The organism is Pseudomonas sp. Irchel s3f7 (assembly GCF_900187615.1).
GTDB lineage: Bacteria > Pseudomonadota > Gammaproteobacteria > Pseudomonadales > Pseudomonadaceae > Aquipseudomonas.
Genome location: NZ_FYDO01000011.1, coordinates 80,303 through 100,654, shown reverse-complemented (window position 1 = coordinate 100,654; position 20,352 = coordinate 80,303). Strand labels below are relative to the sequence as shown.

Below are 20,352 nucleotides of genomic sequence, written 5' to 3'. Positions count from 1 at the left end.
ATGGCAACGATCAAAGATGTGGCTGCGCTCGCGGGAATTTCCTACACCACGGTTTCCCATGTGGTGAACAACACCCGGCCAGTCAGCAAGGACGTACGGATCAAGGTCGAAGAGGCGATCAAGACCCTCGACTACGTACCCAGTGCCGTGGCCCGCTCACTCAAGGCCAAAACTACGGCGACCATTGGTTTGCTGGTGCCCAACAGTCTCAACCCGTATTTCGCCGAACTGGCGCGGGGCATCGAGGATTACTGTGAGCGCAATGGTTACTGCGTGATCCTCTGCAACTCTGACGACAACCCGCAAAAGCAGCGCAGCTACCTGCGCGTATTGCTGGAAAAACGCATCGACGGCCTGATCGTCGCCTCGGCCGGTGGAGACAGTAGCCTGGCGCAAGGTTTGGCGGGTGTGCGCACGCCGATGGTGATCGTCGACCGAGGCTTGGAAGGCGTCGATGCCGATCTGGTGCGAATCGATCATGAATATGGTGCTTATCTGGCGACCCGGCACTTGCTGGAGTTGGGGCATCGAGATATCGCAACGATCAGCGGCCCGGCAACCACCAGTGTGGCGCAAATGCGTCTGTCCGGTTTTTGCCGGGCCCTTAAAGACGCAGGCGTGGAAGTGCCCCGCGAACGCATGCTGGAAAGCGACTTCACCAGCACCGGCGGTTACAACGCCGCGGCAATCCTGTTGGCCCAGAACCCGCCCAGCGCCATTTTTGCGGGCAACGACATGATCGGTATCGGCGTGTTACGAGCCGCCGCCGAGCGCAACATCCGTGTGCCGACGCAGCTGTCAGTGATTGGCTTTGACGATATTCAGATGAGTCGCTACGTCTATCCGGCGTTGACCACTGTGGGACAGTCGATCCTGCAGCTGGGCGAGATGGCCGCAGAAGTGCTTTTGCGGCGCATTGCCACGCCGGATCTGGTCACTGAGCAACGGATCGTGACGCCGAGCATTGTTGTGCGCGAATCGACGGCTCCGTTGCCCGGCGTGTTCGACGAATACCGCTGAAACTGAATGAATGAGTACTGTATGCCAGCAAACGTAGTGGTAATAGGCAGCCTGAACATGGACCTGGTCACTCGGGCGCCACGGCTGCCGCGTGGTGGTGAAACTTTGATCGGCGAATCGTTTGCTACGGTTTCCGGTGGAAAGGGCGCAAACCAGGCCGTGGCCGCGGCAAGACTGGGGGCTCAAGTCTCGATGGTCGGTTGCGTGGGGAGCGATGCCTACGGCGAAGCGTTGCGTGGAGCCTTGCTGGCTGAACAGATCGATTGTCAGGCGGTCAGCACGGTTGATGGCTCCAGTGGCGTGGCGTTGATCGTGGTCGACGATAACAGCCAGAACGCGATCGTTATTGTCGCTGGCGCCAATGGTGCGCTGACACCCGCGTTGATCGGTTGTTTTGATGCCGTACTGCAAGCTGCCGATGTGATCATTTGTCAGCTTGAAGTGCCGGACGCCACGGTCGGCCACGCGCTCAAGCGCGGTCGTGAGTTAGGCAAAACCGTGATCCTGAACCCGGCGCCGGCCAGTCAGCCGCTGCCGGCTGATTGGTATGCCTCGATCGATTACCTGATTCCCAACGAAAGCGAAGCGTCGGCCTTGAGTGGTTTGCCGGTGGATTCTCTGCAAAGCGCTGAAGCCGCCGCGACCAGACTGATAGCAATGGGAGCTGGCAAGGTGATCATCACGCTTGGTGCCCAAGGATCATTGTTCGCGAGTGGTGATGGTTTCGAACACTTCCTGGCGCCTGTCGTGAAAGCGGTTGATACAACGGCGGCTGGGGATACGTTTGTCGGCGGCTTTGCTGCAGCGTTGGCGGCTGGCAAAGGCGAAGCCGAAGCGATTCGCTTCGGACAGGTCGCCGCAGCGCTGTCGGTCACCCGTGCTGGTGCACAACCCTCGATTCCCACCCTGTCCGAAGTCACGGTGTTCAAAACCTCATGAAAAAGACACCGCTGTTGAACGTTGCGCTGTCGCGGCTGATCGCGTCATTGGGGCATGGCGACATCGTGATAATCGCTGACGCCGGTTTGCCGGTGCCGCCGGGTGTGGAGCTGATCGACCTGGCCTTGACCCAGGGTATTCCGGATTTTGTCAGCACCTTGAAGGTTGTGCTCAGCGAAATGCAGGTCGAAAGGCATGTACTGGCGCAGGAGATTCTCGAGAAAAAACCGTCAGCGCTGGCTGTGCTTGATGAGCTGAGCGCTGAAGGGGCGCTGGGCCAGCGGGAGTGGCTCAGTCATGAGCAGTTCAAAGCCCTCAGTCGCCAGGCGAGGGCGATTGTTCGGACCGGTGAATGTCAGCCGTACTGCAATATTGCTCTGATTGCCGGAGTAACGTTCTGAATCGCTTTTGATTTTCCAATGCACAAGGAGTGCGCCATGTACCGCTATGCTAAGAAACTGCACCATTTGTTCCGGAGTCTGCTGCTTTTGTCCGTTATTGCTGCAACAAACGCCCAGTCGGCGGAAAAAATCGACCTGATCATCGACACCGATCCGGGGGCCGATGACGTGGTCGCCTTGCTGTTTGCGCTGGCTTCGCCGGATGAACTGAATGTTCGTGCGTTGACCACTGTTGCAGGCAATGTTCGTCTGGATAAAACCTCGCGCAATGCACGGCTCGCCCGGGAGTGGGCCGGGCGGGAAGAGGTGCCTGTTTATGCGGGCGCGCCGAAACCGCTGATGCGCACACCGATCTACGCCGAGGACATCCATGGCAAGGAAGGTCTGTCGGGTGTCACCGTGCATGAGCCGAAAAAGGGCTTGGCCCAGGGCAGCGCGGTGGCTTATCTGATCGAGACCCTGAAGGCGGCCAAGCCCCATAGCATCACCATTGCCATGCTGGGCCCGCAGACCAACCTGGCCCTGGCGTTGATCCAGGAACCTGAAATCGTCCAGGGCATCAAGGAAGTGGTGATCATGGGTGGTGCACACTTCAATGGTGGCAATATCACGCCCGTGGCGGAGTTCAACCTGTTCGCCGACCCGCAGGCTGCCGAAGTGGTACTCAAAAGTGGCGTGAAACTGACCTACCTGCCGCTGGACGTGACCCACAAGATTCTCACCAGCGAATCGCGACTGCAGCAAATAGCCGTCCTGAACAATAAGGCCAGCAAGCTCGTGAGCGACATTCTCAATGAATACGTCAAGGGTGATATGGAGCATTACGGCATTCCGGGTGGTCCGGTGCACGATGCCACGGTCGTCGCCTACCTGCTCAAGCCCGAGTTGTTCAGCGGTCGCTCGGTCAATGTGGTGATCGATAGTCGCGAGGGGCCGACGTTCGGTCAAACCATCGTTGACTGGTATGACGGACTCAAGGCGCCGAAGAACGCTTTCTGGGTTGAAAGCGGAGACGCTCAAGGCTTCTTCGATCTGTTGAGCGAGCGCCTGGCGCGATTGAAATAGGTTTTAGCGCCCGCAGGTGCTGGCCCTGCGGGGTTTACCCCCGCCCGATATCCGTTGCGGCCCGTTGGTCTGCCAGATGCTTTTCGAAAACCTGTTCGATAAACGATTGGGCGGCGTCGGCTCCCAGGTCCCTGACCAACAGATCGATACCGATAATGGCCAGCTCTTCGGTGCTGCCGGGGCTGTATGAGCTGTGGCCGTCCTGCCACTTGGCCTTGATGTCGGCGTCGATGCTTACAGTGGTCATGATGGCGCTCGTGAAGTCTGGGGGATTGAGCGTCGAGTTAAGCATTTTGCGGGGCGTTTGGCACTCCGACTTAGGCATGATTGGAGCGCTATGCGACACTTGGTCTTTGACGAAAATTCAAGGAACGTGCCGTGCAGATCGATTTGAACTCCCCAGATGGCCTGACCCTTGACGCTGTGCGTCAGATGCTGGCAGGTGCCAGTGACGATGAACATACCCAATTGCGGGTCACCAAGGGAGGGGTTGCCTATATTTCCTCGGGTGTCGTGGGCGGCACCGATATCGACGGGTTGTTGTTTCGTCTCGAAACGTGGGCCAAGGGTTCAGGCTACGTCGGGCTGGTTGCAGCTAGCGATGAAGTCTGGGTCATGCAAATCTTCAATGCGTTGAAAGATAACTGGCCAAATCCTGCGTACGACTACATTGACGTTTATTGACCGTCGTTCATATTCAGTCACGATTGAATGGTTAAGGGGAGGGCGGCACTCAGGCAGAATCGCGGCTCGTCCGGATCAGGGGCGCGGTGTCAGTGCTCCTTGTGAAACCAAACGCCAGCCTGGTTGTCGCACGATCTCAGCTTAATCATTGAATAAGGAGGCTTCATGCCTTGGAAGCTCGCGTCATTGGGTGCTTTGTTGGCCGCTGCCACACTGGCCGGTTGCAACACTACCTCCACGGAGTCGACAGCAGGCACTGCTACGACAACTGACACGGGTCACAGCCGTTGTGAGGCAAAGGCTGCCGAATTCACCATTGGCAAAAAGGCATCGCCAGAACTTTTGGAGCAGGCGCGTACTCGCGCCGGGGCACAAAATGCACGGTTCCTCTTGCCAACCGATATGGTGACGCTGGAATACCGTTCCGATCGACTGAATCTGAACACCGATGCCAATCGGGTCGTCACCCGCGTCAACTGCGGCTGACCACTCACGCTTTTGTTTCATCCATAAAAAACCCCGTCACATGGACGGGGTTTTTTTAGTGCGCCTGGAAATTACTCTGGGCGAACTTGAGCAGCTTGCATACCCTTTTGGCCTTTCTCAGCCACGAAGGAAACAGTCTGGCCTTCTTTCAGGCTTTTGAAACCGTCGCTTTCGATAGCTTTGAAGTGTACGAACAGGTCGTCACCGCCACCTTGAGGAGTGATGAAGCCGAAGCCTTTTTCATCGTTGAACCATTTAACGGTGCCGGTTTGGCGATTAGACATGGTGTATCTCCAAGAAACATATATTTTCAGTAGTACTGTGCTGCTCAGGCCAACTGGGCACACCCGAGTATCATAGTCGAAATGTTCGCTTTGGGAGCCCCCCGGACGCACTGTTTGCCAACCAGTCGTGTTTTCTTTGTGTCCTTTGGCGGCTGAAAGCCCCGATCTATAAGGCTTTCAGTCGAAAGTTAAGGCGATAAAAAAAGCTGAAAAACCTGAATAAATTGTACGAAAGGGCCTGTTTCAGCAGCTTTTTAACAGTATTTCAGGGGTTGAAAGCGCGAGGGCGAGCTTATTTTTGCTCTTTGTTGGTGGCCTTGCAGGCTGCAATTTTGCTCAGTGCCTGCTGCTTCAAAGTGTCGCTGGCCGTGTTGTTCATCAGGGACTGAATATCGGCGGCAGGGTACGACTTGATCGCATCGGCACCGCAGGCGCAGTGGGATTTCGCTGCGGGTGTACCAATCTTCTCGGCAGCGGCAGGAACACACTGAGCCATGTATTTCTCCCGTTCGCCTTTCGGCCATTCTGCATGGGCGGCCAGTGGCAGCAGGAGAATGACGGGGGCGACGACTGCGAATAAACGATTCAGACGCATGCTGAGATACTCCTTGTGGGTCAAATGTCTTGTTATCTGAGAGCGATAGTGCACTTCAAGTTCAGCACTCTGGCATAAAAACAGCCATTTTACCCAGCTACAAAACCTGCACGCCGTGGCAACCGTTCATCTGTGCTAGCATGCGTCGCTCGGGCGTTTGCAGGCTCCGGTTGACCTTCAGTCCCGGCAGCGGCTAAAGCACGATTAACCCTGATTTGAACCCCAGTCACTCTGGTTCGGTTTCCGGTTGGCCGCAAGGCTCCTGCCGCTGTAAGGCAGGCGTTCGTCATTGAATGGCCTGGATCGGATCTTGTACTGGCTCATCCCAACCCACGTGACCTTTGGTAGGGGTCACCACTAGGAGAGGAGGCGCCATGCCAACTATTACTCTTCCCGACGGCAGTCAACGTTCATTCGATCATCCGGTTTCCGTAGCCGAGGTCGCCGCATCCATTGGTGCCGGCCTGGCCAAGGCCACTGTAGCAGGCAAGGTCGATGGCAAACTGGTCGATGCCAGCGACATCATCAACAGCGACGCCACGCTGCAAATCATCACGCCCAAGGATGAAGAGGGGTTGGAGATCATCCGCCACTCTTGCGCCCACCTGGTCGGTCACGCAGTCAAACAACTGTATCCGACGGCCAAGATGGTTATTGGTCCGGTCATTGATGAAGGCTTCTATTACGACATCGCCTTTGAGCGTCCTTTCACTCCGGACGACCTGGCCGCTATCGAACAGCGCATGCAGCAGCTGATCGAGAAAGATTACGACGTGATCAAAAAAGTCACTCCGCGTGCCGAAGTGATTGAAGTGTTCAAGGCCCGAGGCGAAGACTACAAGTTGCGCCTGGTCGAAGACATGCCGAACGAGCAGGCTATGGGCCTGTATTATCACGAAGAATACGTCGACATGTGCCGCGGTCCGCACGTGCCGAACACCCGCTTCCTGAAATCCTTCAAGTTGACCAAGTTGTCCGGCGCCTACTGGCGTGGCGATGCCAAGAACGAGCAATTGCAGCGCGTTTACGGCACCGCATGGGCCGACAAGAAACAACTGGCTGCGTACATTCAGCGTATCGAAGAAGCTGAAAAGCGCGATCACCGCAAGATCGGCAAGCGCCTGGGCCTGTTCCACACCCAGGAAGAGTCGCCGGGCATGGTGTTCTGGCACCCGAATGGCTGGACTCTGTACCAAGTACTTGAGCAGTACATGCGCAAGGTTCAGCGCGACAACGGTTACCTTGAGATCAAGACACCTCAGGTCGTTGACCGCAGCCTGTGGGAGAAATCCGGGCACTGGGCCAACTACGCCGACAACATGTTCACCACCCAGTCGGAAAACCGCGACTACGCCATCAAGCCAATGAACTGCCCTTGCCACGTGCAGGTGTTCAATCAAGGTCTGAAAAGCTACCGCGAGTTGCCGATGCGTCTGGCCGAATTCGGCGCATGCCACCGTAACGAGCCGTCGGGTGCATTGCACGGCATCATGCGCGTCCGTGCATTCACTCAGGATGACGCTCACATCTTCTGCACTGAAGAGCAGATGCAGGCTGAATCCGCTGCGTTTATCAAGCTGACCATGGACGTCTACGCCGATTTCGGCTTTAAAGATGTCGAGATGAAGCTGTCCACTCGTCCGGAAAAACGCGTCGGTTCCGACGAGCTGTGGGATCGCGCCGAAGCTGCATTGGCCGCAGCCCTTGATAGTGCGGGCCTGCCGTACGATCTGCAGCCAGGTGAAGGTGCATTCTACGGTCCGAAAATCGAGTTCTCGCTGAAAGATTGCCTTGGCCGTGTCTGGCAGTGTGGTACTCTGCAGCTCGATTTTAACCTGCCTGTCCGTTTGGGAGCCGAATACGTCTCCGAAGACAACAGTCGCAAGCACCCGGTAATGTTGCACCGGGCGATCCTGGGCTCCTTCGAACGTTTCGTCGGAATCCTGATCGAGCACTACGAAGGGGCATTCCCCGCGTGGCTGGCTCCGACCCAGGCAGTGATCATGAACATCACTGATAAACAGGCAGATTTTGCCGCCGAAGTTGAAAAAACTCTCAACGAAAGCGGATTTCGTGCCAAGTCTGACTTGAGAAATGAAAAGATCGGCTTTAAAATCCGCGAGCATACTTTGCTCAAGGTTCCTTATCTCTTGGTTATCGGAGATCGGGAAGTCGAGATGCAGACTGTCGCTGTGCGTACTCGTGAAGGTGCTGACCTGGGCTCGATGCCCGTCGCCCAGTTCGCTGAGTTTCTCGCGCAAGCGGTTTCCCGGCGTGGTCGCCCAGATTCGGAGTAATTATTATTAAGCGTGAAATGAGACAAGATAAACGAGCTGCACCGAAAGCCCCGATCAACGAGAATATCTCGGCACGCGAGGTTCGGTTAATTGGGGCTGAAGGTGAACAGCTTGGGATTGTGTCAATTGAAGACGCGCTTCTTAAGGCTGAAGAGGCCAAGCTGGATCTGGTGGAAATTTCCGCCGATGCAGTACCCCCTGTTTGCAAACTGATGGACTACGGCAAATCGATCTTCGAAAAGAAGAAGCAGATTGCTGCGGCCAAGAAAAACCAGAAGCAGATTCAGGTTAAAGAAATCAAGTTTCGTCCAGGGACGGAGGAAGGGGATTACCAGGTAAAACTGCGCAACCTGGTACGTTTCCTGAGTGATGGGGACAGGGCCAAGGTATCCTTGCGATTCCGCGGCCGTGAGATGGCCCACCAGGAGCTGGGGATGGAACTCCTCAAGCGAGTTGAAGGTGACTTGCTCGAGTACGGTTCGGTCGAACAGCATCCTAAGATGGAAGGACGCCAACTGATTATGGTCATCGCCCCGAAAAAGAAGAAGTAATCAACAGGGCACGGCAGGCCTTCTGATTATGTTTATCAACTGAATGCGGAGTATCCGAACATGCCAAAAATGAAGACCAAAAGTGGTGCTGCTAAGCGGTTTCTGAAAACTGCTAACGGTATCAAGCACAAGCACGCTTTCAAGAGCCACATCCTGACCAAAATGTCGACCAAGCGTAAGCGTCAACTGCGCGGTAGCAGCTTGCTGCATCCGTCTGACGTGGCAAAAGTCGAGCGCATGCTGCGCCTTCGTTAATTTTAGTCAAGAATAGAGGAAGTAACTCATGGCTCGTGTAAAGCGTGGCGTCATTGCCCGTAAGCGTCACAAAAAAATTCTGAAACTTGCTAAAGGCTACTACGGCGCACGCTCCCGCGTATTCCGTGTTGCCAAGCAAGCGGTAATCAAGGCAGGCCAATACGCCTACCGTGACCGTCGTCAGAAAAAACGTCAGTTCCGCGCTCTGTGGATCGCTCGTATCAACGCTGGTGCTCGTATCAACGGTCTGTCCTACAGCCGTTTCATCGCCGGCCTGAAAAAAGCGTCCATCGAGATCGACCGTAAGGTTCTGGCTGATCTGGCAGTGAACGAAAAAGCGGCGTTTGCTGCGATTGTCGAGAAAGCTAAAGCCACCTTGGCTTAAGTACCCCCGACAGTCACCCGGCCTCGCATCTGTGGGGTCAGGTGTTAAACGTCATAAATAGGGGAAGAGCCTTCAAGCTCTTCCCCTATTTTGTATCTGGAGTCTGTACATGGAAAACCTGGATGCGCTCGTCTCTCAAGCACTAGAGGCTGTGCAAAGCGCTGAAGATATCAATGCCCTGGAGCAAATCCGGGTTCACTACCTTGGCAAGAAGGGTGAGTTGACTCAGGTGATGAAGACCCTGGGGAATTTGCCGGCAGAAGAGCGTCCGCAAGTCGGCGCGCTGATCAACGTTGCCAAGGAGCGTGTCACAGAGGTTCTCAATGCACGCAAGGCACTGTTTGAGGAAGCCGACCTGGCTGCCAAACTGTCTGCGGAGTCCATTGACGTAACCCTGCCTGGCCGTGGTCAGACCTCCGGTGGTCTGCACCCGGTTACTCGTACTCTGGAACGTATTGAACAATTCTTCACCCATATCGGCTACGGCATCGCCGAAGGCCCTGAGGTCGAAGACGATTACCACAACTTCGAAGCGCTCAACATCCCAGGCCACCACCCGGCCCGGTCGATGCACGATACCTTCTATTTCAATGCCAACATGTTGCTGCGCACCCATACCTCGCCGGTACAGGTCCGCACCATGGAGTCAAAACAGCCGCCGATCCGCATCGTCTGCCCAGGCCGTGTGTACCGTAGCGACTCGGATATCACCCACTCGCCGATGTTCCACCAGGTCGAAGGTCTGTTGGTCGATCGCGACATCAATTTCGCCGACCTCAAAGGCACCATCGAAGAATTTCTGCGGGTGTTCTTCGAAAAAGAGTTGGCCGTGCGTTTCCGCCCTTCGTACTTCCCGTTCACTGAGCCATCCGCTGAAGTCGACATGGAATGCGTGATGTGCAGCGGTAAAGGCTGTCGTGTCTGCAAACAGACCGGTTGGCTGGAAGTCATGGGCTGCGGCATGGTTCACCCGAACGTGCTGCGTATGTCCGGGATTGACCCGGAAGAGTTTTCGGGCTTTGCCTTCGGCATGGGTGTTGAGCGTCTGGCCATGCTGCGTTACGGCGTGAACGACTTGCGTCTGTTCTTCGACAACGACTTGCGGTTCCTCGCGCAATTTCGCTAGTCGTAACGAATTCTTAGGAGAGCAGGATGAAATTCAGTGAACAATGGCTGCGTGGCTGGGTTAGCCCGCAGGTAAGTCGCGACGAGCTGGTTGCTCGTCTGTCGATGGCCGGTCTTGAGGTCGATAGCGTAACGCCGGCCGCCGGTGTTTTCAGTGGCGTGATCGTGGGCGAGGTGCTTAGTACCGAACAGCACCCGGACGCCGACAAGCTGCGCGTTTGCCAGGTCAGCAACGGTTCGGAGACCTTCCAGGTTGTATGCGGTGCACCCAACGTGCGCCCGGGCCTGAAGATCCCGTTCGCCACCATCGGCGCCGAATTGCCGGGCGACTTCAAGATCAAGAAAGCCAAGCTGCGGGGCGTTGAGTCCAACGGCATGCTGTGCTCGCAAGCCGAGCTGCAAGTGGGCGAAGGTAACGATGGTCTGATGGAGCTGCCGGCAGATGCGCCGGTGGGTCAGGACATTCGTGAATACCTGAACCTGGAAGACGCCAGCATCGAGGTCGACCTGACCCCGAACCGCGGTGACTGCCTGTCTCTGGCGGGTCTGGCCCGTGAAGTTGGCGCGCTGTATGCCGCTCAAGTCACTCGTCCGGTGGTTGCAAGCGTTCCAGCGGTCCATGACGAAGTGCGATCGGTTGAGGTGCTGGCGCCGGCGGCCTGCCCGCGTTACCTGGGTCGTATGATCCGTAACGTCGACCTGTCAAAGCCTACACCGCTGTGGATGGTCGAGCGTCTGCGCCGTGCTGACGTGCGCAGCATCGACGCCGCCGTCGATATCACCAACTACGTGATGCTGGAGTTGGGTCAACCGCTGCACGCTTTCGATCTGGCCGAAATCAATGGCGGCATTCGTGTGCGCATGGCTGAAGAAGGCGAGAAGCTGGTACTGCTTGACGGTCAGGAAGTTAGCCTGCGTAGCGATACGCTGGTGATCGCCGACCACACCCGCGCACTGGCAATTGCCGGCGTCATGGGGGGCGAGCATAGCGGCGTCAACACCGCGACCACTCGCGATATCTTCCTGGAAAGCGCGTTCTTCGATCAGATCGCCGTCGCTGGCAAGGCCCGTTCCTATGGCCTGCACACCGATGCATCGCACCGCTACGAGCGTGGCGTGGACTGGCAGCTCGCCCGTGAAGCCATGGAGCGCGCCACTGGCCTGCTGCTGGAAATCACCGGTGGCGAAGCCGGCCCGATCATCGAAACCGTGAGTGAGCAGCACCTGCCGTCGATCGCCCCGATTACCCTGCGGGCTCAACGCATCACCCAGATGCTGGGCATGGAAATGGACTCGGCTGAAGTTGAGCGTCTGCTCAGCGCTTTGGGCCTGACCATTACCGCTGACGGGGCAGGGCAGTGGCGCGTAGAAGTGCCAAGCCATCGCTTCGATATCAGCCTGGAAGTCGACCTGATCGAAGAGTTGGCGCGTCTTTATGGTTATAACCGCTTGCCGGTTCGTTATCCGCAAGCGCGTCTGGCGCCGCAAGCCAAGGCGGAAGCCCGTAGCGACTTGCCGGAACTGCGTCGTCTGCTGGTTGCTCGTGGTTATCAGGAAGCGATCACCTACAGCTTCATCGATCCGAAACAGTTCGAATTGTTTAACCCGGGTGTTGAACCGCTGTTGTTGGCTAACCCGATTTCCAACGACATGGCTGCCATGCGTTCGTCGCTGTGGCCTGGTCTGGTCAAGGCGCTTCAGCACAACCTGAACCGTCAGCAGGATCGCGTTCGTCTGTTCGAGAGCGGTCTGCGCTTCGTCGGTCAGCTCGAGGGCTTGAAGCAAGAGCCGATGCTGGCCGGTGTCGTTTGCGGCAGCCGCCTGCCGGAAGGCTGGGCGCAAGGTCGCGATGTCGTCGACTTCTTCGACGTCAAGGCTGACGTGGAAGCGGTGCTGGGCTTCGCCGGTGCGCTGGGTGCATTCACTTTCGTGCCTGGTAAACACCCAGCGTTGCATCCGGGTCAAACCGCGCGCATCGAACGTGACGGGCGTCTGGTTGGCTTCATCGGCGCAATTCACCCTGAGTTGTCGAAAACCCTGGGTCTGGATCGTCCAGTGTTTGTTTTCGAGATGGTTCTGGCGGAAGTGGCCTCGGGCAAAATGCCTAAATTCCACGAGTTATCGCGCTTTCCTGAAGTTCGTCGTGACTTGGCACTGATCGCGCACAAAGACGTCGCAGCCTCGGCTGTATTGGACGTAATCCGTGAAAATGCAGGCGAATGGCTGACAGACCTAAGGCTATTTGACGTGTATCAGGGTAAAGGCATTGATCCTGATAGAAAAAGCCTTGCAGTTGGCTTGACCTGGCAGCATCCATCGCGCACTCTTAATGACGATGAGGTGAATACCACGACGCAAAACATCCTCACCTCGCTCGAAAAAAGGTTGGACGCCACGTTAAGGAAGTGACGTATGGGGGCTTTGACGAAAGCTGAGATGGCGGAACGTCTGTATGAAGAGTTGGGCCTGAACAAACGGGAAGCCAAGGAATTGGTTGAGCTGTTTTTCGAGGAAATCAGGCACGCTCTTGAAGACAACGAACAAGTCAAATTGTCCGGTTTCGGCAATTTCGACCTTCGGGACAAACGCCAGCGGCCTGGCCGCAATCCGAAAACGGGAGAAGAAATCCCGATCACGGCTCGCCGTGTGGTCACCTTTCGTCCAGGGCAGAAGTTGAAGGCCCGAGTTGAGGCTTATGCTGGAACCAAGTCATAACGACGAGCTACCCGTCATCCCAGGCAAACGCTACTTCACCATTGGTGAAGTCAGCGAGCTTTGTGCGGTCAAACCGCATGTGCTGCGCTATTGGGAGCAGGAGTTTCCTCAACTCAACCCCGTCAAACGCCGCGGCAATCGCCGGTATTATCAGCGCCAGGATGTGCTGATGATCCGGCAGATCCGCGCGCTTCTTTACGATCAAGGGTTCACCATCGGCGGCGCACGCTTGCGTTTGTCCGGCGATGAAGCCAAAGACGACACCACGCAATACAAGCAAATGATTCGCCAGATGATCGCTGAGTTGGAAGATGTTCTGGTGGTTCTCAAGAAATAATTTCCTGCTTTTAAATACTTCCAGTTTTCAAAAGCTTGCGATATATTCTTGAGCGTCCTTCGAGGTGAAGGACGGTTTCACGCCTAGTCGGGGCGTAGCGCAGTCCGGTAGCGCACTAGCATGGGGTGCTAGGGGTCGAGTGTTCGAATCACTCCGTCCCGACCATATAATTCAAGGGGTTGCGAGATTTTATCTCGCGACCCCTTTTTTATTTTTGTCGTTTTTACCCCTACAAAACGACTGGCTCTGGGTGGAATCTTCGGCTGATACAAAGGCCAGAGTTTGTCCCGGAAGGCACAAGCAGCACGTCAATGCGTCCAGTCAGACCTTCAGGCCGAACGGACGTTTACGCAGAGCTGTCCGTTCTTGATCAGTTAATCGTTGCTCTGAAAATCGCGAACAATACTCTCGCTTGGACTGATAGGGCTGAGTGCGCAGACAGAAGTGTTCGAGAGATGTTGAATGGGGGCTGAGCTCGACTTCACGTGATTCGCGCCCTGGGCATGAGGATCCTCAGAGTCGGATTGTCGTTTTCATGTGCTTAACTAAGCGACACGCTTGGTCGGCTGACGTTCGCATATGGCTTTGCCGTACGGAGGGATGAAGCGTATCGTGCTGGCAAAAGGACATGAATAGATATTTGCCTCGCAAGGATGACGTTTCTTCTCTGAGCGCCCATCTCTACGCTGCATATCCTTAGCATCCTGCTTAAGGATCAGGCATCCAGACATTCCTAAAAAACATCGTTGGAACAAGCTTGCCGGGATGTCCTGCGTTTCTTCCTGCGTAAGCGTTGATAGCTCATAAAAGCTAACTTGAAGGCTGAAATGTGGATTTTTCGACATTATTAAAATTTTGGGATGACGCCAGCACTGCTCAGCTAATGGCTCCGCGTGTAGTCATGGTGGCCGTGGCGGCTTTATGCCTTTGGTATATCGAAGATATTTCATCCCATCGTTCGTGTTGAGCCGAAGGCTCAAGTCGCTTACCCCACATCACTCAAGTGGCTCCGCTTGAGATGCGCTGGAAAATTTTCTTGACGGGATGTGGGGGATATAACGGGCCAGCTTCAAACAAGGGAATGCAATGCAGTTAAACCGGTTTCTGACTGAATACGATGACGAGCTGAGCGGCGACAGCTATATCGACCCTCTAGGCGTGCTGGTGATCTGGTCGGCCTTTGGCCAGCAGATCTTCCGCAACCGGGTCAATTCCATTTCCAACGACGTGCGCAATTACACCCTCAACCTGCTGCACCATACGTTGATTCGCGACTTGTGCGACGACGATGCCGTGCAACCCAGCAAGGCGCTGGTCGAAGAGGTAGGCGATAAACACAGTCTGGCGTTACGTCAAGCTTGTTTGGTCTACCTGGAAAACCTTTTTACCTATGCAATGGTCGCTGCACCTGCCAATGCAGGGGTGGAAAGCCTGGGTATTCTGGGGGCCAGTAAGGCCCGTGCCCGGCTAGAGGCACAAGGCAATCCAAAGCTTCAATTTACCCACAAAAAAGCAGGCTACCTACTCTTACGCCAGTTGGGGCTAGGCGTGAGTGGGCGTTACAAGACCCCCTTTATGGAAATGGGCTTTTTCAACGCGACCTACAACTACCACCATCAGCCCGAAGCGGCCAAGCTGTGGGACAAAAGCCACCTGCTGATCCAAGGCTGTGAACGACTGGCAGCTTTGTACAAGGAAGCCAAGGCGCATCTGATGGAGTTGCTGCAAGGCTATCGGCGCAAGTCTACGTTCTCCTTCGATGACTTGCCGGTCAGCCTGCTGGATGCCTACCGCAAGGCGCTACCAAGCCCAAGCCAAGTGGGTGCGGATACCCGTGATTTCTGGCTGGATATTACCGGCTTGGCTAGCGGCGCTGCGGGTGCTCTGTTGAGTGTGCTCGATAAACAGGCGCAGCAGTCGCCCGAGTTACCTTTGCCCATACAACAATTGTTTTCTTTGGGTCGTCAGCACTGTTGCGATCCCGTGGAGCAGCGAAAACTGCTTCACGTACAAACTCTGGAGCCTCTGCTGGCGGAAGCCGATTTGATGTTTACCTTGGCGCGTCATGCCAAGAATCAGAGTATTTCGCAGATCGAGGCCCACTGGCAGGCGCTTGGTCGTAATGCCAATACCCTGGCAACCGCTGCTAGCCAGATAGAAGAACTGCCGTCGCTGACTTCCGTGTTGACCGGCACCGGCCAAAAACGCCTGGGATATTTACTGAAGCTGTCCCGTACAGGAAGTTTTGCCGAGCAATTGCGCGGGTTGCTCGATTATCACGCAGGGGTGATGCGTGGTCGTGGGCAGCAGCCTTGGGTGCAAGCGCAGGATTTTGAGCGGATTAAAGTCAATGCCCGCACTACGACTTTACCGACCGCTGAAAAATGGCCAGCCGGGCGTTGGGTGAATAATTATTACATCCCGCAGTTCCGAAATCTGGTGGCTGGTTACCGGGGGGGGCAGCCATGAAACTGCTGAATGCCTTTGCCGAACAGATCAAAGTCTGCGGCAAGCTGAAGCGGGTGTGGCTGACAAGCTTCAATATTGATATCGAATTTATCGAAACCTACCTGCTGCCCACAATACTGGGGGCAGAGATCCCACGCACGCGTATGGATTATGAGGCCTTGCAGTTGGTGCTGAATGATAGCGGCATTGACTTTCGGGTGTTTTGCGATCGGCGCTTTATTGGTGCCGATCAGAACAAGCGCACTTCGATACCGGTATATGGAGTATCGCCGGGCAACAAGGTTGAGCTGACTCGCCTGGGGATCACCGAAGACAGCCTTTTCCATGCCAAAGTGATTTATCTGGAGGGGGAATATGGCCGCGTGTTGGGTGCGGGCAGTGCCAACCTGACGCTCAGTGGCTGGGGGCGCAATCAGGAAGTCTTTCATTTTGTATCGGTGGAAACCCTGGCGCTTTACCAGTCGTTGAAAGCGTTTTTTCAGGCTGTTTTTGCCAATGTGGGCGAGGAGTGCCCCTTAGAAAAACGTAGAGTTTTTGCTCGAAGCGAGTCTCCCGTGCATTTCTGCCACAGCTTCCAGAGTGAGGCATTCATCAGCCAACTATTCGGTGGTAAATCGTTGCAGCGTCTGGCGGTGTGGTCGCCGTATTTTCCCAAAGACCTTGCAGGGTTTATTCGTGATCTGAAACAGAACTTCAACCAGCCCCAGCTGAAGGTCAGCTTGGTGGCGGACCGAGTGGATGGGCAGTACCTGCGGACCCAGTGGAGTGACGCGCTGGGGCAACTGTTCAAGGACAAAGAACTGATTCTGTGCCAGAACCCGCGCGCGCTGGATGAGCGGATGTCCATGTGCCACGCCAAACTCTGGAAGACTTCCAGGCACCTGGCGATCGGTTCCTGGAACTTTACCCATGCGGGGGCCAATGCACGAGTCGGCGGGCAGGCTGACGGGCGCCACAACAACATCGAAGCGGGCTTTATTATTGCTGACAACAGTCCGATTGATCCGCTGTTGGGTAAGGTGCTGGATGCACATGACGGCCTGTTTGCTACGGATGAACAATTGGCAGCCGAGGCGCTTGTGGCGCCTGAACCCCTGCCGTTTGATATTGCCGTAACGTTTGACTGGGCCAGCCAGACCTACTGTTTTAAAGGTCAGTGGCATGCAGCTTGCTCGCCGGAGCAGGACTTTACCCTGCGCTTGCCTGACCATGAAAAGCCACTTCCTCTGCACTGGATGCCGCAGAAAAAAGCCCTCCAGATCTCTGATCTGCCCATAGGTACAGTGCGCGCACTACTCACCGACCACTGCTTCAGAGTGTTTAGGGGGGACAAGCTTTGCCACGTTGGCATGCTGATCGAAACCCACACGCAGCATCGACGCGCCCAGCAGTACGATGATTTAAAAAGTCTGTTTGACGCCATGACGTATGCCGGTAACGAACCTTCGCTGGAAGATGCAAGCTACCGGGTGCGAGAAACCGAGAGCGGCGAGCTGCTTTTGGACGGGGCGACCTGGGATGGGAGCAATACGATGCAAGCTGTGGGAGATTCAGGCGAGATCAGCTACTTCCGGCTGTTTTCTGCCAGCTACCAGTATGCCGCGCGACTTCATGAGATTGAGCACATTCATACGCTCGAACGCTGGGTCTTTAGTCGGCCGGGCTGCCTGGAGGAGTTGGTAGGGAAAGCGGCTGAACGTATCGGAAAAAACGGCGCCGATGTGTTCAGCTGGTTTCTGGCTCAGGAAGTTAATGGCCTGTGTGAATTGGCAGTTCGTATTCGTCAACGCTTACCCAAAAATGGGCAGTCCGTGCCGCTGTCGCGATGGCGGGCATTGTTTATTACGGAGCCTGAATTACCGGCTGGCGCCAACGATGCTTATCGTCAGCGCTTGCAGCAGGAGTATCAGCTAATCAGTGGCAAGTGGGGCACACAATGAGTTCGCCAACCTGGGGCGGGTTAGACCCGCAGCGTGTCTCGCACTGGATCAACTTTGAGCGCAATGACCCCGCTTGGCATTATGCGCCGGATAATCGTGAATCGATGGCGGCCAAACAAACCGAAGGCGTGGCTTACCTATGGAACTTGCTTGCTGCCAATGGCGTTGCACTGCTGGCCGATGAGGTCGGCATGGGGAAGACCTTTCAGGCGCTTGGTGTGGCGGCTTTGTTGTGGAAGTTGAAGCCGCAAGCGCGTGTGTTGGTCATGGCCCCAGGCCGGGATATTTGCCGGCATTGGCGACGTGAATTCGAAACTTTTGTACGTGAGCATTACCGCGAGGCCGACCACAGTGTGAAAAGCAGTGTCGACGGTAGACCGGTGCCCTCGGTACAAGAATGTTATCGACTGGATGATCTGGTGAATGAGGTTGAGCGGGGAACCGGGCATTTATACCTGACGACCATTCATTCCCTCAGTGGGCTGGTGGCGAAAAAGGACAAGTCCGATGGAGCGGGTGCGGCCAAAGTTGCAGCCGGGATCATTCATCAGCGGCTCAAAAACAAGCTGGGTGAGTCCGGCTTCGATCTGATCATCGTCGATGAGGCGCATTACCTGCGGAATTTGAATGGTGGGTCCCAGCGGGTCAGTGCTGCGCGTGCACTTTTTGGTGCCGAAGGACATCGACTGGGGGCGAAGAATTTACTGCTGACGGCAACTCCGAGTCACTCTCGGTTGATCGATGTGCAGAGTATTCTCAGCTACTTCACTGAGATTGACCCCGAAGGCGAGCTGGCAGCGCTCAGTGGCTCGGCTAGAACCAAAGCATTGTTGGAGAAGTATGCCCTTAGACGACTGCGGCTGATGGAAGGCGCTGGGGGGTTGTACAGTAAGCGCCACTATCGGCATGAGAAAGCCATACCCGCTGGCTTTGAGGGGCGGCCGAATGCGGAGATGTTCTTCGCGCTTTATCAGAAAAGGCTGGTGGCGGATCTGCGCAAGCAGAAAGAAAACAAGAGCCTTATGTATGGTTATCTTGAGGGCTTTGAGTCGATGGGCCATCTCCCGGTTTTGGCTCAGAGCAGCGATGATGACGAGGTTATAGAAATTGTGGACAAAGCTGCCGAGGACTTTTCCACGGCCAGTGATACAGAGCTTCTACGCGAGCTGACGGGGGATTACCGCAAGCAGTTTGGTACCTTTCCCGACCACCCCAAATACGGTGCGTTGATTGATCAGTGTGTGCCCGAGGACCTGTATGGTCAGGACAAGATGCTGCATGACCATAAGCATTTGATTTTTGTGCGGCGTATTCCCTCGGTCCGCGAACTGACTCAACGGGTCAATGAGCGTTATGACGAGTTACTGGCAGGCATAATTGTTCAGGCCTGGGGCATACCCTTAAATGACCCTCGGGTGGGCGTTTGGCGCAAGACTGGCTGGTCGCGGGCGTCTTATGATCAGCTCATTTCCGGACTTGATCATGCGTTTGTCACGGACGAGGCTGCGGACATTGTTGGCGACGACGAGGACAGCGACGAGCATGGCGGCCAACTGGCATCGCGTATTGCTGAACTGTTCGTGGTTAAAAAGGAGCTGGGTGGCCAGATCGACTGTGTCAATTCACGTTTGCGCTTCAGCAAGCCAGAAAGTGTATTTTCATTGTTTCTGGAGCCTGCATCTGACTATCTGGAGGCGGGTTATACCGGCTATTACACTCAGGCAGATGCGAAGAGGGCGGACTATGCCAATGCCGCTAAATTCGCTCGTTTTCAACATTGGGGCAATCAGGAACAGCTAAAGCTGGCGATCGGTGATCGTGTACAGCCGGACGGCAAGTTCGATCAACCCATGTTTAGCGTTTGGTCGCTTCTGGTACCCCGGTTACCCGATTTGCTTCGACAAAAACTCAAGTGTTGGGCTGAGTCGGATAAGGCGGTTGCGGAAAATTTTGGCAATTATCTCAAAGCTGGCTTCCTGCATGCGAGCCCGGTGATTGTCGAGCTTTATGGGTGGTTTGTTGAGTTCCGACGCGGTAGGCGCGACAGGAATGTGCATGGCAATTACCGGAGTTTTTATCAGTGGGTGAGCGGCAGGATTGACGGGTCGTTGATGCTGCGCTACTTCATTGCTGCGCTTGAAACCTTCGATCAGCTGTGCGGCAAGATCATTGATCACGGTCTCAATCACTGGGATCATGAGTGGCGAATTCTTAAAGGTCTCACCAGCCCGGGCTTGTATGCCAGTGGAGAGAATAGTCATAGTCGGCAGCGGTTGATCCTTGGCTTCAACAGTCCGTTCTATCCCAATGTGCTGGTGTCTACTTCTGTGCTCCAGGAGGGAGTCAATCTGCACATGCAGTGTCATCAGATTCATCACTACGGGCTGGCTGGGTCACCCGGTGACAATGAGCAGCGGGTCGGGCGCCTTGATCGATTGTTCGGTTGCGTCAACCAGCGTCTGAAACATGCCGGTAATACTGATCTGAGCATCCATTATCCCTTTCTGCAGGGGTCCGTTGATGAGGACCAGGTCGCTTCGTTCATCGCGCGCAAACATCAAGTTGAAAAGCAGATGGATGCCTGCGTTCAGGCCACTTTTGACAAGCAGGTGCGGTTGAGCAATACGCAGGAGTGGAAGCAGTTCTTGCAGACGCCGGTTGATCGAGGGCGCACATTAATCAATGACCCCTACGGAGCCAGTTTTACGCAGGGCGATCTGTCCACAAACTATGAGCCTTATTTCGAATCTATCCTCGAGGTGTTGCCGCTGACCGAAAACTGACCCAGTGAAGACTTCGATTTC

General features: G+C 55.5%; 20 protein-coding genes and 1 tRNA gene. 18 read left to right on the top strand and 3 right to left on the bottom strand.

What is annotated here, in order from left to right; all coding sequences use genetic code 11:
• Genes CKW19_RS11625 through CKW19_RS11610 form a run of 4 tightly spaced genes read left to right on the top strand, consistent with a single transcriptional unit; the run spans window position 1 to window position 3,425 of the window.
• Window positions 1-1,020 carry a LacI family DNA-binding transcriptional regulator gene (locus CKW19_RS11625; RefSeq protein ID WP_095057997.1) on the top strand — a complete coding sequence of 340 codons (1,020 nt, stop codon included), beginning with the start codon at window positions 1-3 and terminating at the stop codon, window positions 1,018-1,020.
• Window positions 1,021-1,041: 21 nt separating this feature from the next.
• The gene (rbsK, locus tag CKW19_RS11620; RefSeq protein ID WP_095057996.1) at window positions 1,042-1,959 is read left to right on the top strand and encodes a ribokinase; all 918 of its coding nucleotides are present in this window, start codon (window positions 1,042-1,044) and stop codon (window positions 1,957-1,959) included.
• A complete protein-coding gene (gene rbsD, locus CKW19_RS11615) occupies window positions 1,956-2,360 on the top strand; it encodes a D-ribose pyranase (protein ID WP_095057995.1) in 405 nt (134 codons plus the stop codon). The genes rbsK and rbsD overlap by 4 nt, the downstream gene beginning before the upstream one ends.
• Window positions 2,361-2,396: 36 nt before the next feature.
• Window positions 2,397-3,425, top strand: a complete 1,029-nt coding sequence (locus CKW19_RS11610; RefSeq protein ID WP_095057994.1) for a nucleoside hydrolase — start codon at window positions 2,397-2,399, stop codon at window positions 3,423-3,425.
• 34 nt (window positions 3,426-3,459) lie between these two features.
• Here the strand turns inward: CKW19_RS11610 and CKW19_RS11605 are convergent, their stop codons facing one another.
• Window positions 3,460-3,672 carry a hypothetical protein gene (locus CKW19_RS11605; protein WP_095057993.1) on the bottom strand — a complete coding sequence of 71 codons (213 nt, stop codon included), beginning with the start codon at window positions 3,670-3,672 and terminating at the stop codon, window positions 3,460-3,462.
• Between the two features lie 131 nt (window positions 3,673-3,803).
• Between CKW19_RS11605 and CKW19_RS11600 the strand changes: the two genes are divergently transcribed.
• Together CKW19_RS11600 and CKW19_RS11595 are read left to right on the top strand one after the other, a co-directional pair.
• Window positions 3,804-4,109: a hypothetical protein gene (locus CKW19_RS11600; RefSeq protein ID WP_095057992.1), complete on the top strand. Its 306-nt coding sequence runs from the start codon at window positions 3,804-3,806 to the stop codon at window positions 4,107-4,109.
• A gap of 165 nt (window positions 4,110-4,274) precedes the next feature.
• Window positions 4,275-4,595: an I78 family peptidase inhibitor gene (locus tag CKW19_RS11595; protein ID WP_095057991.1), complete on the top strand. Its 321-nt coding sequence runs from the start codon at window positions 4,275-4,277 to the stop codon at window positions 4,593-4,595.
• Between the two features lie 71 nt (window positions 4,596-4,666).
• Here the strand turns inward: CKW19_RS11595 and CKW19_RS11590 are convergent, their stop codons facing one another.
• A complete protein-coding gene (locus CKW19_RS11590) occupies window positions 4,667-4,879 on the bottom strand; it encodes a cold-shock protein (RefSeq protein ID WP_003179963.1) in 213 nt (70 codons plus the stop codon).
• Window positions 4,880-5,171: 292 nt separating this feature from the next.
• Window positions 5,172-5,474 (bottom strand): hypothetical protein, encoded by a 303-nt coding sequence (locus CKW19_RS11585; RefSeq protein WP_095057990.1) that lies wholly within the window; start codon window positions 5,472-5,474, stop codon window positions 5,172-5,174.
• Window positions 5,475-5,848: 374 nt separating this feature from the next.
• Here CKW19_RS11585 and thrS point away from each other — a divergent pair, with 374 nt between their 5' ends.
• The 12 genes from thrS to CKW19_RS11525 all read left to right on the top strand — a co-directional run bounded on the left by thrS (window position 5,849) and on the right by CKW19_RS11525 (window position 20,331).
• A complete protein-coding gene (gene thrS / locus CKW19_RS11580) occupies window positions 5,849-7,771 on the top strand; it encodes a threonine--tRNA ligase (RefSeq protein WP_095057989.1) in 1,923 nt (640 codons plus the stop codon).
• A complete protein-coding gene (infC, locus tag CKW19_RS11575) occupies window positions 7,771-8,322 on the top strand; it encodes a translation initiation factor IF-3 (protein WP_172435341.1) in 552 nt (183 codons plus the stop codon). Before thrS ends, infC begins: the two co-directional genes overlap by 1 nt.
• A 60-nt stretch (window positions 8,323-8,382) precedes the next feature.
• Window positions 8,383-8,577, top strand: coding sequence for a 50S ribosomal protein L35 (rpmI, locus tag CKW19_RS11570; RefSeq protein ID WP_002553160.1), 195 nt, complete (start codon window positions 8,383-8,385; stop codon window positions 8,575-8,577).
• Window positions 8,578-8,605: 28 nt separating this feature from the next.
• The gene (rplT, locus tag CKW19_RS11565; RefSeq protein WP_007905879.1) at window positions 8,606-8,962 is read left to right on the top strand and encodes a 50S ribosomal protein L20; all 357 of its coding nucleotides are present in this window, start codon (window positions 8,606-8,608) and stop codon (window positions 8,960-8,962) included.
• 109 nt (window positions 8,963-9,071) lie between these two features.
• Window positions 9,072-10,088: a phenylalanine--tRNA ligase subunit alpha gene (pheS, locus tag CKW19_RS11560; RefSeq protein ID WP_007905876.1), complete on the top strand. Its 1,017-nt coding sequence runs from the start codon at window positions 9,072-9,074 to the stop codon at window positions 10,086-10,088.
• Between the two features lie 26 nt (window positions 10,089-10,114).
• Entirely contained in the window at window positions 10,115-12,496 is a 2,382-nt protein-coding gene (gene pheT, locus CKW19_RS11555) for a phenylalanine--tRNA ligase subunit beta (protein ID WP_095057988.1), read from the top strand.
• A gap of 3 nt (window positions 12,497-12,499) precedes the next feature.
• Window positions 12,500-12,802, top strand: coding sequence for an integration host factor subunit alpha (ihfA, locus tag CKW19_RS11550; protein WP_002553164.1), 303 nt, complete (start codon window positions 12,500-12,502; stop codon window positions 12,800-12,802).
• Complete coding sequence (locus CKW19_RS11545; RefSeq protein WP_003179985.1) at window positions 12,783-13,139, top strand: MerR family transcriptional regulator; 357 nt, start codon at window positions 12,783-12,785, stop codon at window positions 13,137-13,139. Before ihfA ends, CKW19_RS11545 begins: the two co-directional genes overlap by 20 nt.
• An 88-nt stretch (window positions 13,140-13,227) precedes the next feature.
• Window positions 13,228-13,304 (top strand) — tRNA-Pro (locus CKW19_RS11540).
• A gap of 921 nt (window positions 13,305-14,225) precedes the next feature.
• Entirely contained in the window at window positions 14,226-15,608 is a 1,383-nt protein-coding gene (locus CKW19_RS11535; protein ID WP_095057987.1) for a hypothetical protein, read from the top strand.
• Window positions 15,605-17,548, top strand: a complete 1,944-nt coding sequence (locus tag CKW19_RS11530; protein WP_095057986.1) for a phospholipase D-like domain-containing protein — start codon at window positions 15,605-15,607, stop codon at window positions 17,546-17,548. The genes CKW19_RS11535 and CKW19_RS11530 overlap by 4 nt, the downstream gene beginning before the upstream one ends.
• Complete coding sequence (locus tag CKW19_RS11525) at window positions 17,545-20,331, top strand: DEAD/DEAH box helicase (RefSeq protein ID WP_095057985.1); 2,787 nt, start codon at window positions 17,545-17,547, stop codon at window positions 20,329-20,331. Before CKW19_RS11530 ends, CKW19_RS11525 begins: the two co-directional genes overlap by 4 nt.
• Window positions 20,332-20,352: the final 21 nt, after the last annotated feature.

Coding starts and splice junctions, on each gene's coding strand:
- CKW19_RS11585 (WP_095057990.1), bottom strand. CDS start 5,474: ATGCGTCTGAATCGTTTATTCGCAGTCGTCGCCCCCGTCATTCTCCTG.
- CKW19_RS11525 (WP_095057985.1), top strand. CDS start 17,545: ATGAGTTCGCCAACCTGGGGCGGGTTAGACCCGCAGCGTGTCTCGCAC.
- rbsK (WP_095057996.1), top strand. CDS start 1,042: ATGCCAGCAAACGTAGTGGTAATAGGCAGCCTGAACATGGACCTGGTC.
- rbsD (WP_095057995.1), top strand. CDS start 1,956: ATGAAAAAGACACCGCTGTTGAACGTTGCGCTGTCGCGGCTGATCGCG.
- CKW19_RS11545 (WP_003179985.1), top strand. CDS start 12,783: ATGCTGGAACCAAGTCATAACGACGAGCTACCCGTCATCCCAGGCAAA.
- CKW19_RS11535 (WP_095057987.1), top strand. CDS start 14,226: ATGCAGTTAAACCGGTTTCTGACTGAATACGATGACGAGCTGAGCGGC.
- pheS (WP_007905876.1), top strand. CDS start 9,072: ATGGAAAACCTGGATGCGCTCGTCTCTCAAGCACTAGAGGCTGTGCAA.
- ihfA (WP_002553164.1), top strand. CDS start 12,500: ATGGGGGCTTTGACGAAAGCTGAGATGGCGGAACGTCTGTATGAAGAG.
- CKW19_RS11605 (WP_095057993.1), bottom strand. CDS start 3,672: ATGACCACTGTAAGCATCGACGCCGACATCAAGGCCAAGTGGCAGGAC.
- rplT (WP_007905879.1), top strand. CDS start 8,606: ATGGCTCGTGTAAAGCGTGGCGTCATTGCCCGTAAGCGTCACAAAAAA.
- CKW19_RS11610 (WP_095057994.1), top strand. CDS start 2,397: ATGTACCGCTATGCTAAGAAACTGCACCATTTGTTCCGGAGTCTGCTG.
- CKW19_RS11590 (WP_003179963.1), bottom strand. CDS start 4,879: ATGTCTAATCGCCAAACCGGCACCGTTAAATGGTTCAACGATGAAAAA.
- thrS (WP_095057989.1), top strand. CDS start 5,849: ATGCCAACTATTACTCTTCCCGACGGCAGTCAACGTTCATTCGATCAT.
- CKW19_RS11530 (WP_095057986.1), top strand. CDS start 15,605: ATGAAACTGCTGAATGCCTTTGCCGAACAGATCAAAGTCTGCGGCAAG.
- CKW19_RS11625 (WP_095057997.1), top strand. CDS start 1: ATGGCAACGATCAAAGATGTGGCTGCGCTCGCGGGAATTTCCTACACC.
- rpmI (WP_002553160.1), top strand. CDS start 8,383: ATGCCAAAAATGAAGACCAAAAGTGGTGCTGCTAAGCGGTTTCTGAAA.
- CKW19_RS11595 (WP_095057991.1), top strand. CDS start 4,275: ATGCCTTGGAAGCTCGCGTCATTGGGTGCTTTGTTGGCCGCTGCCACA.
- pheT (WP_095057988.1), top strand. CDS start 10,115: ATGAAATTCAGTGAACAATGGCTGCGTGGCTGGGTTAGCCCGCAGGTA.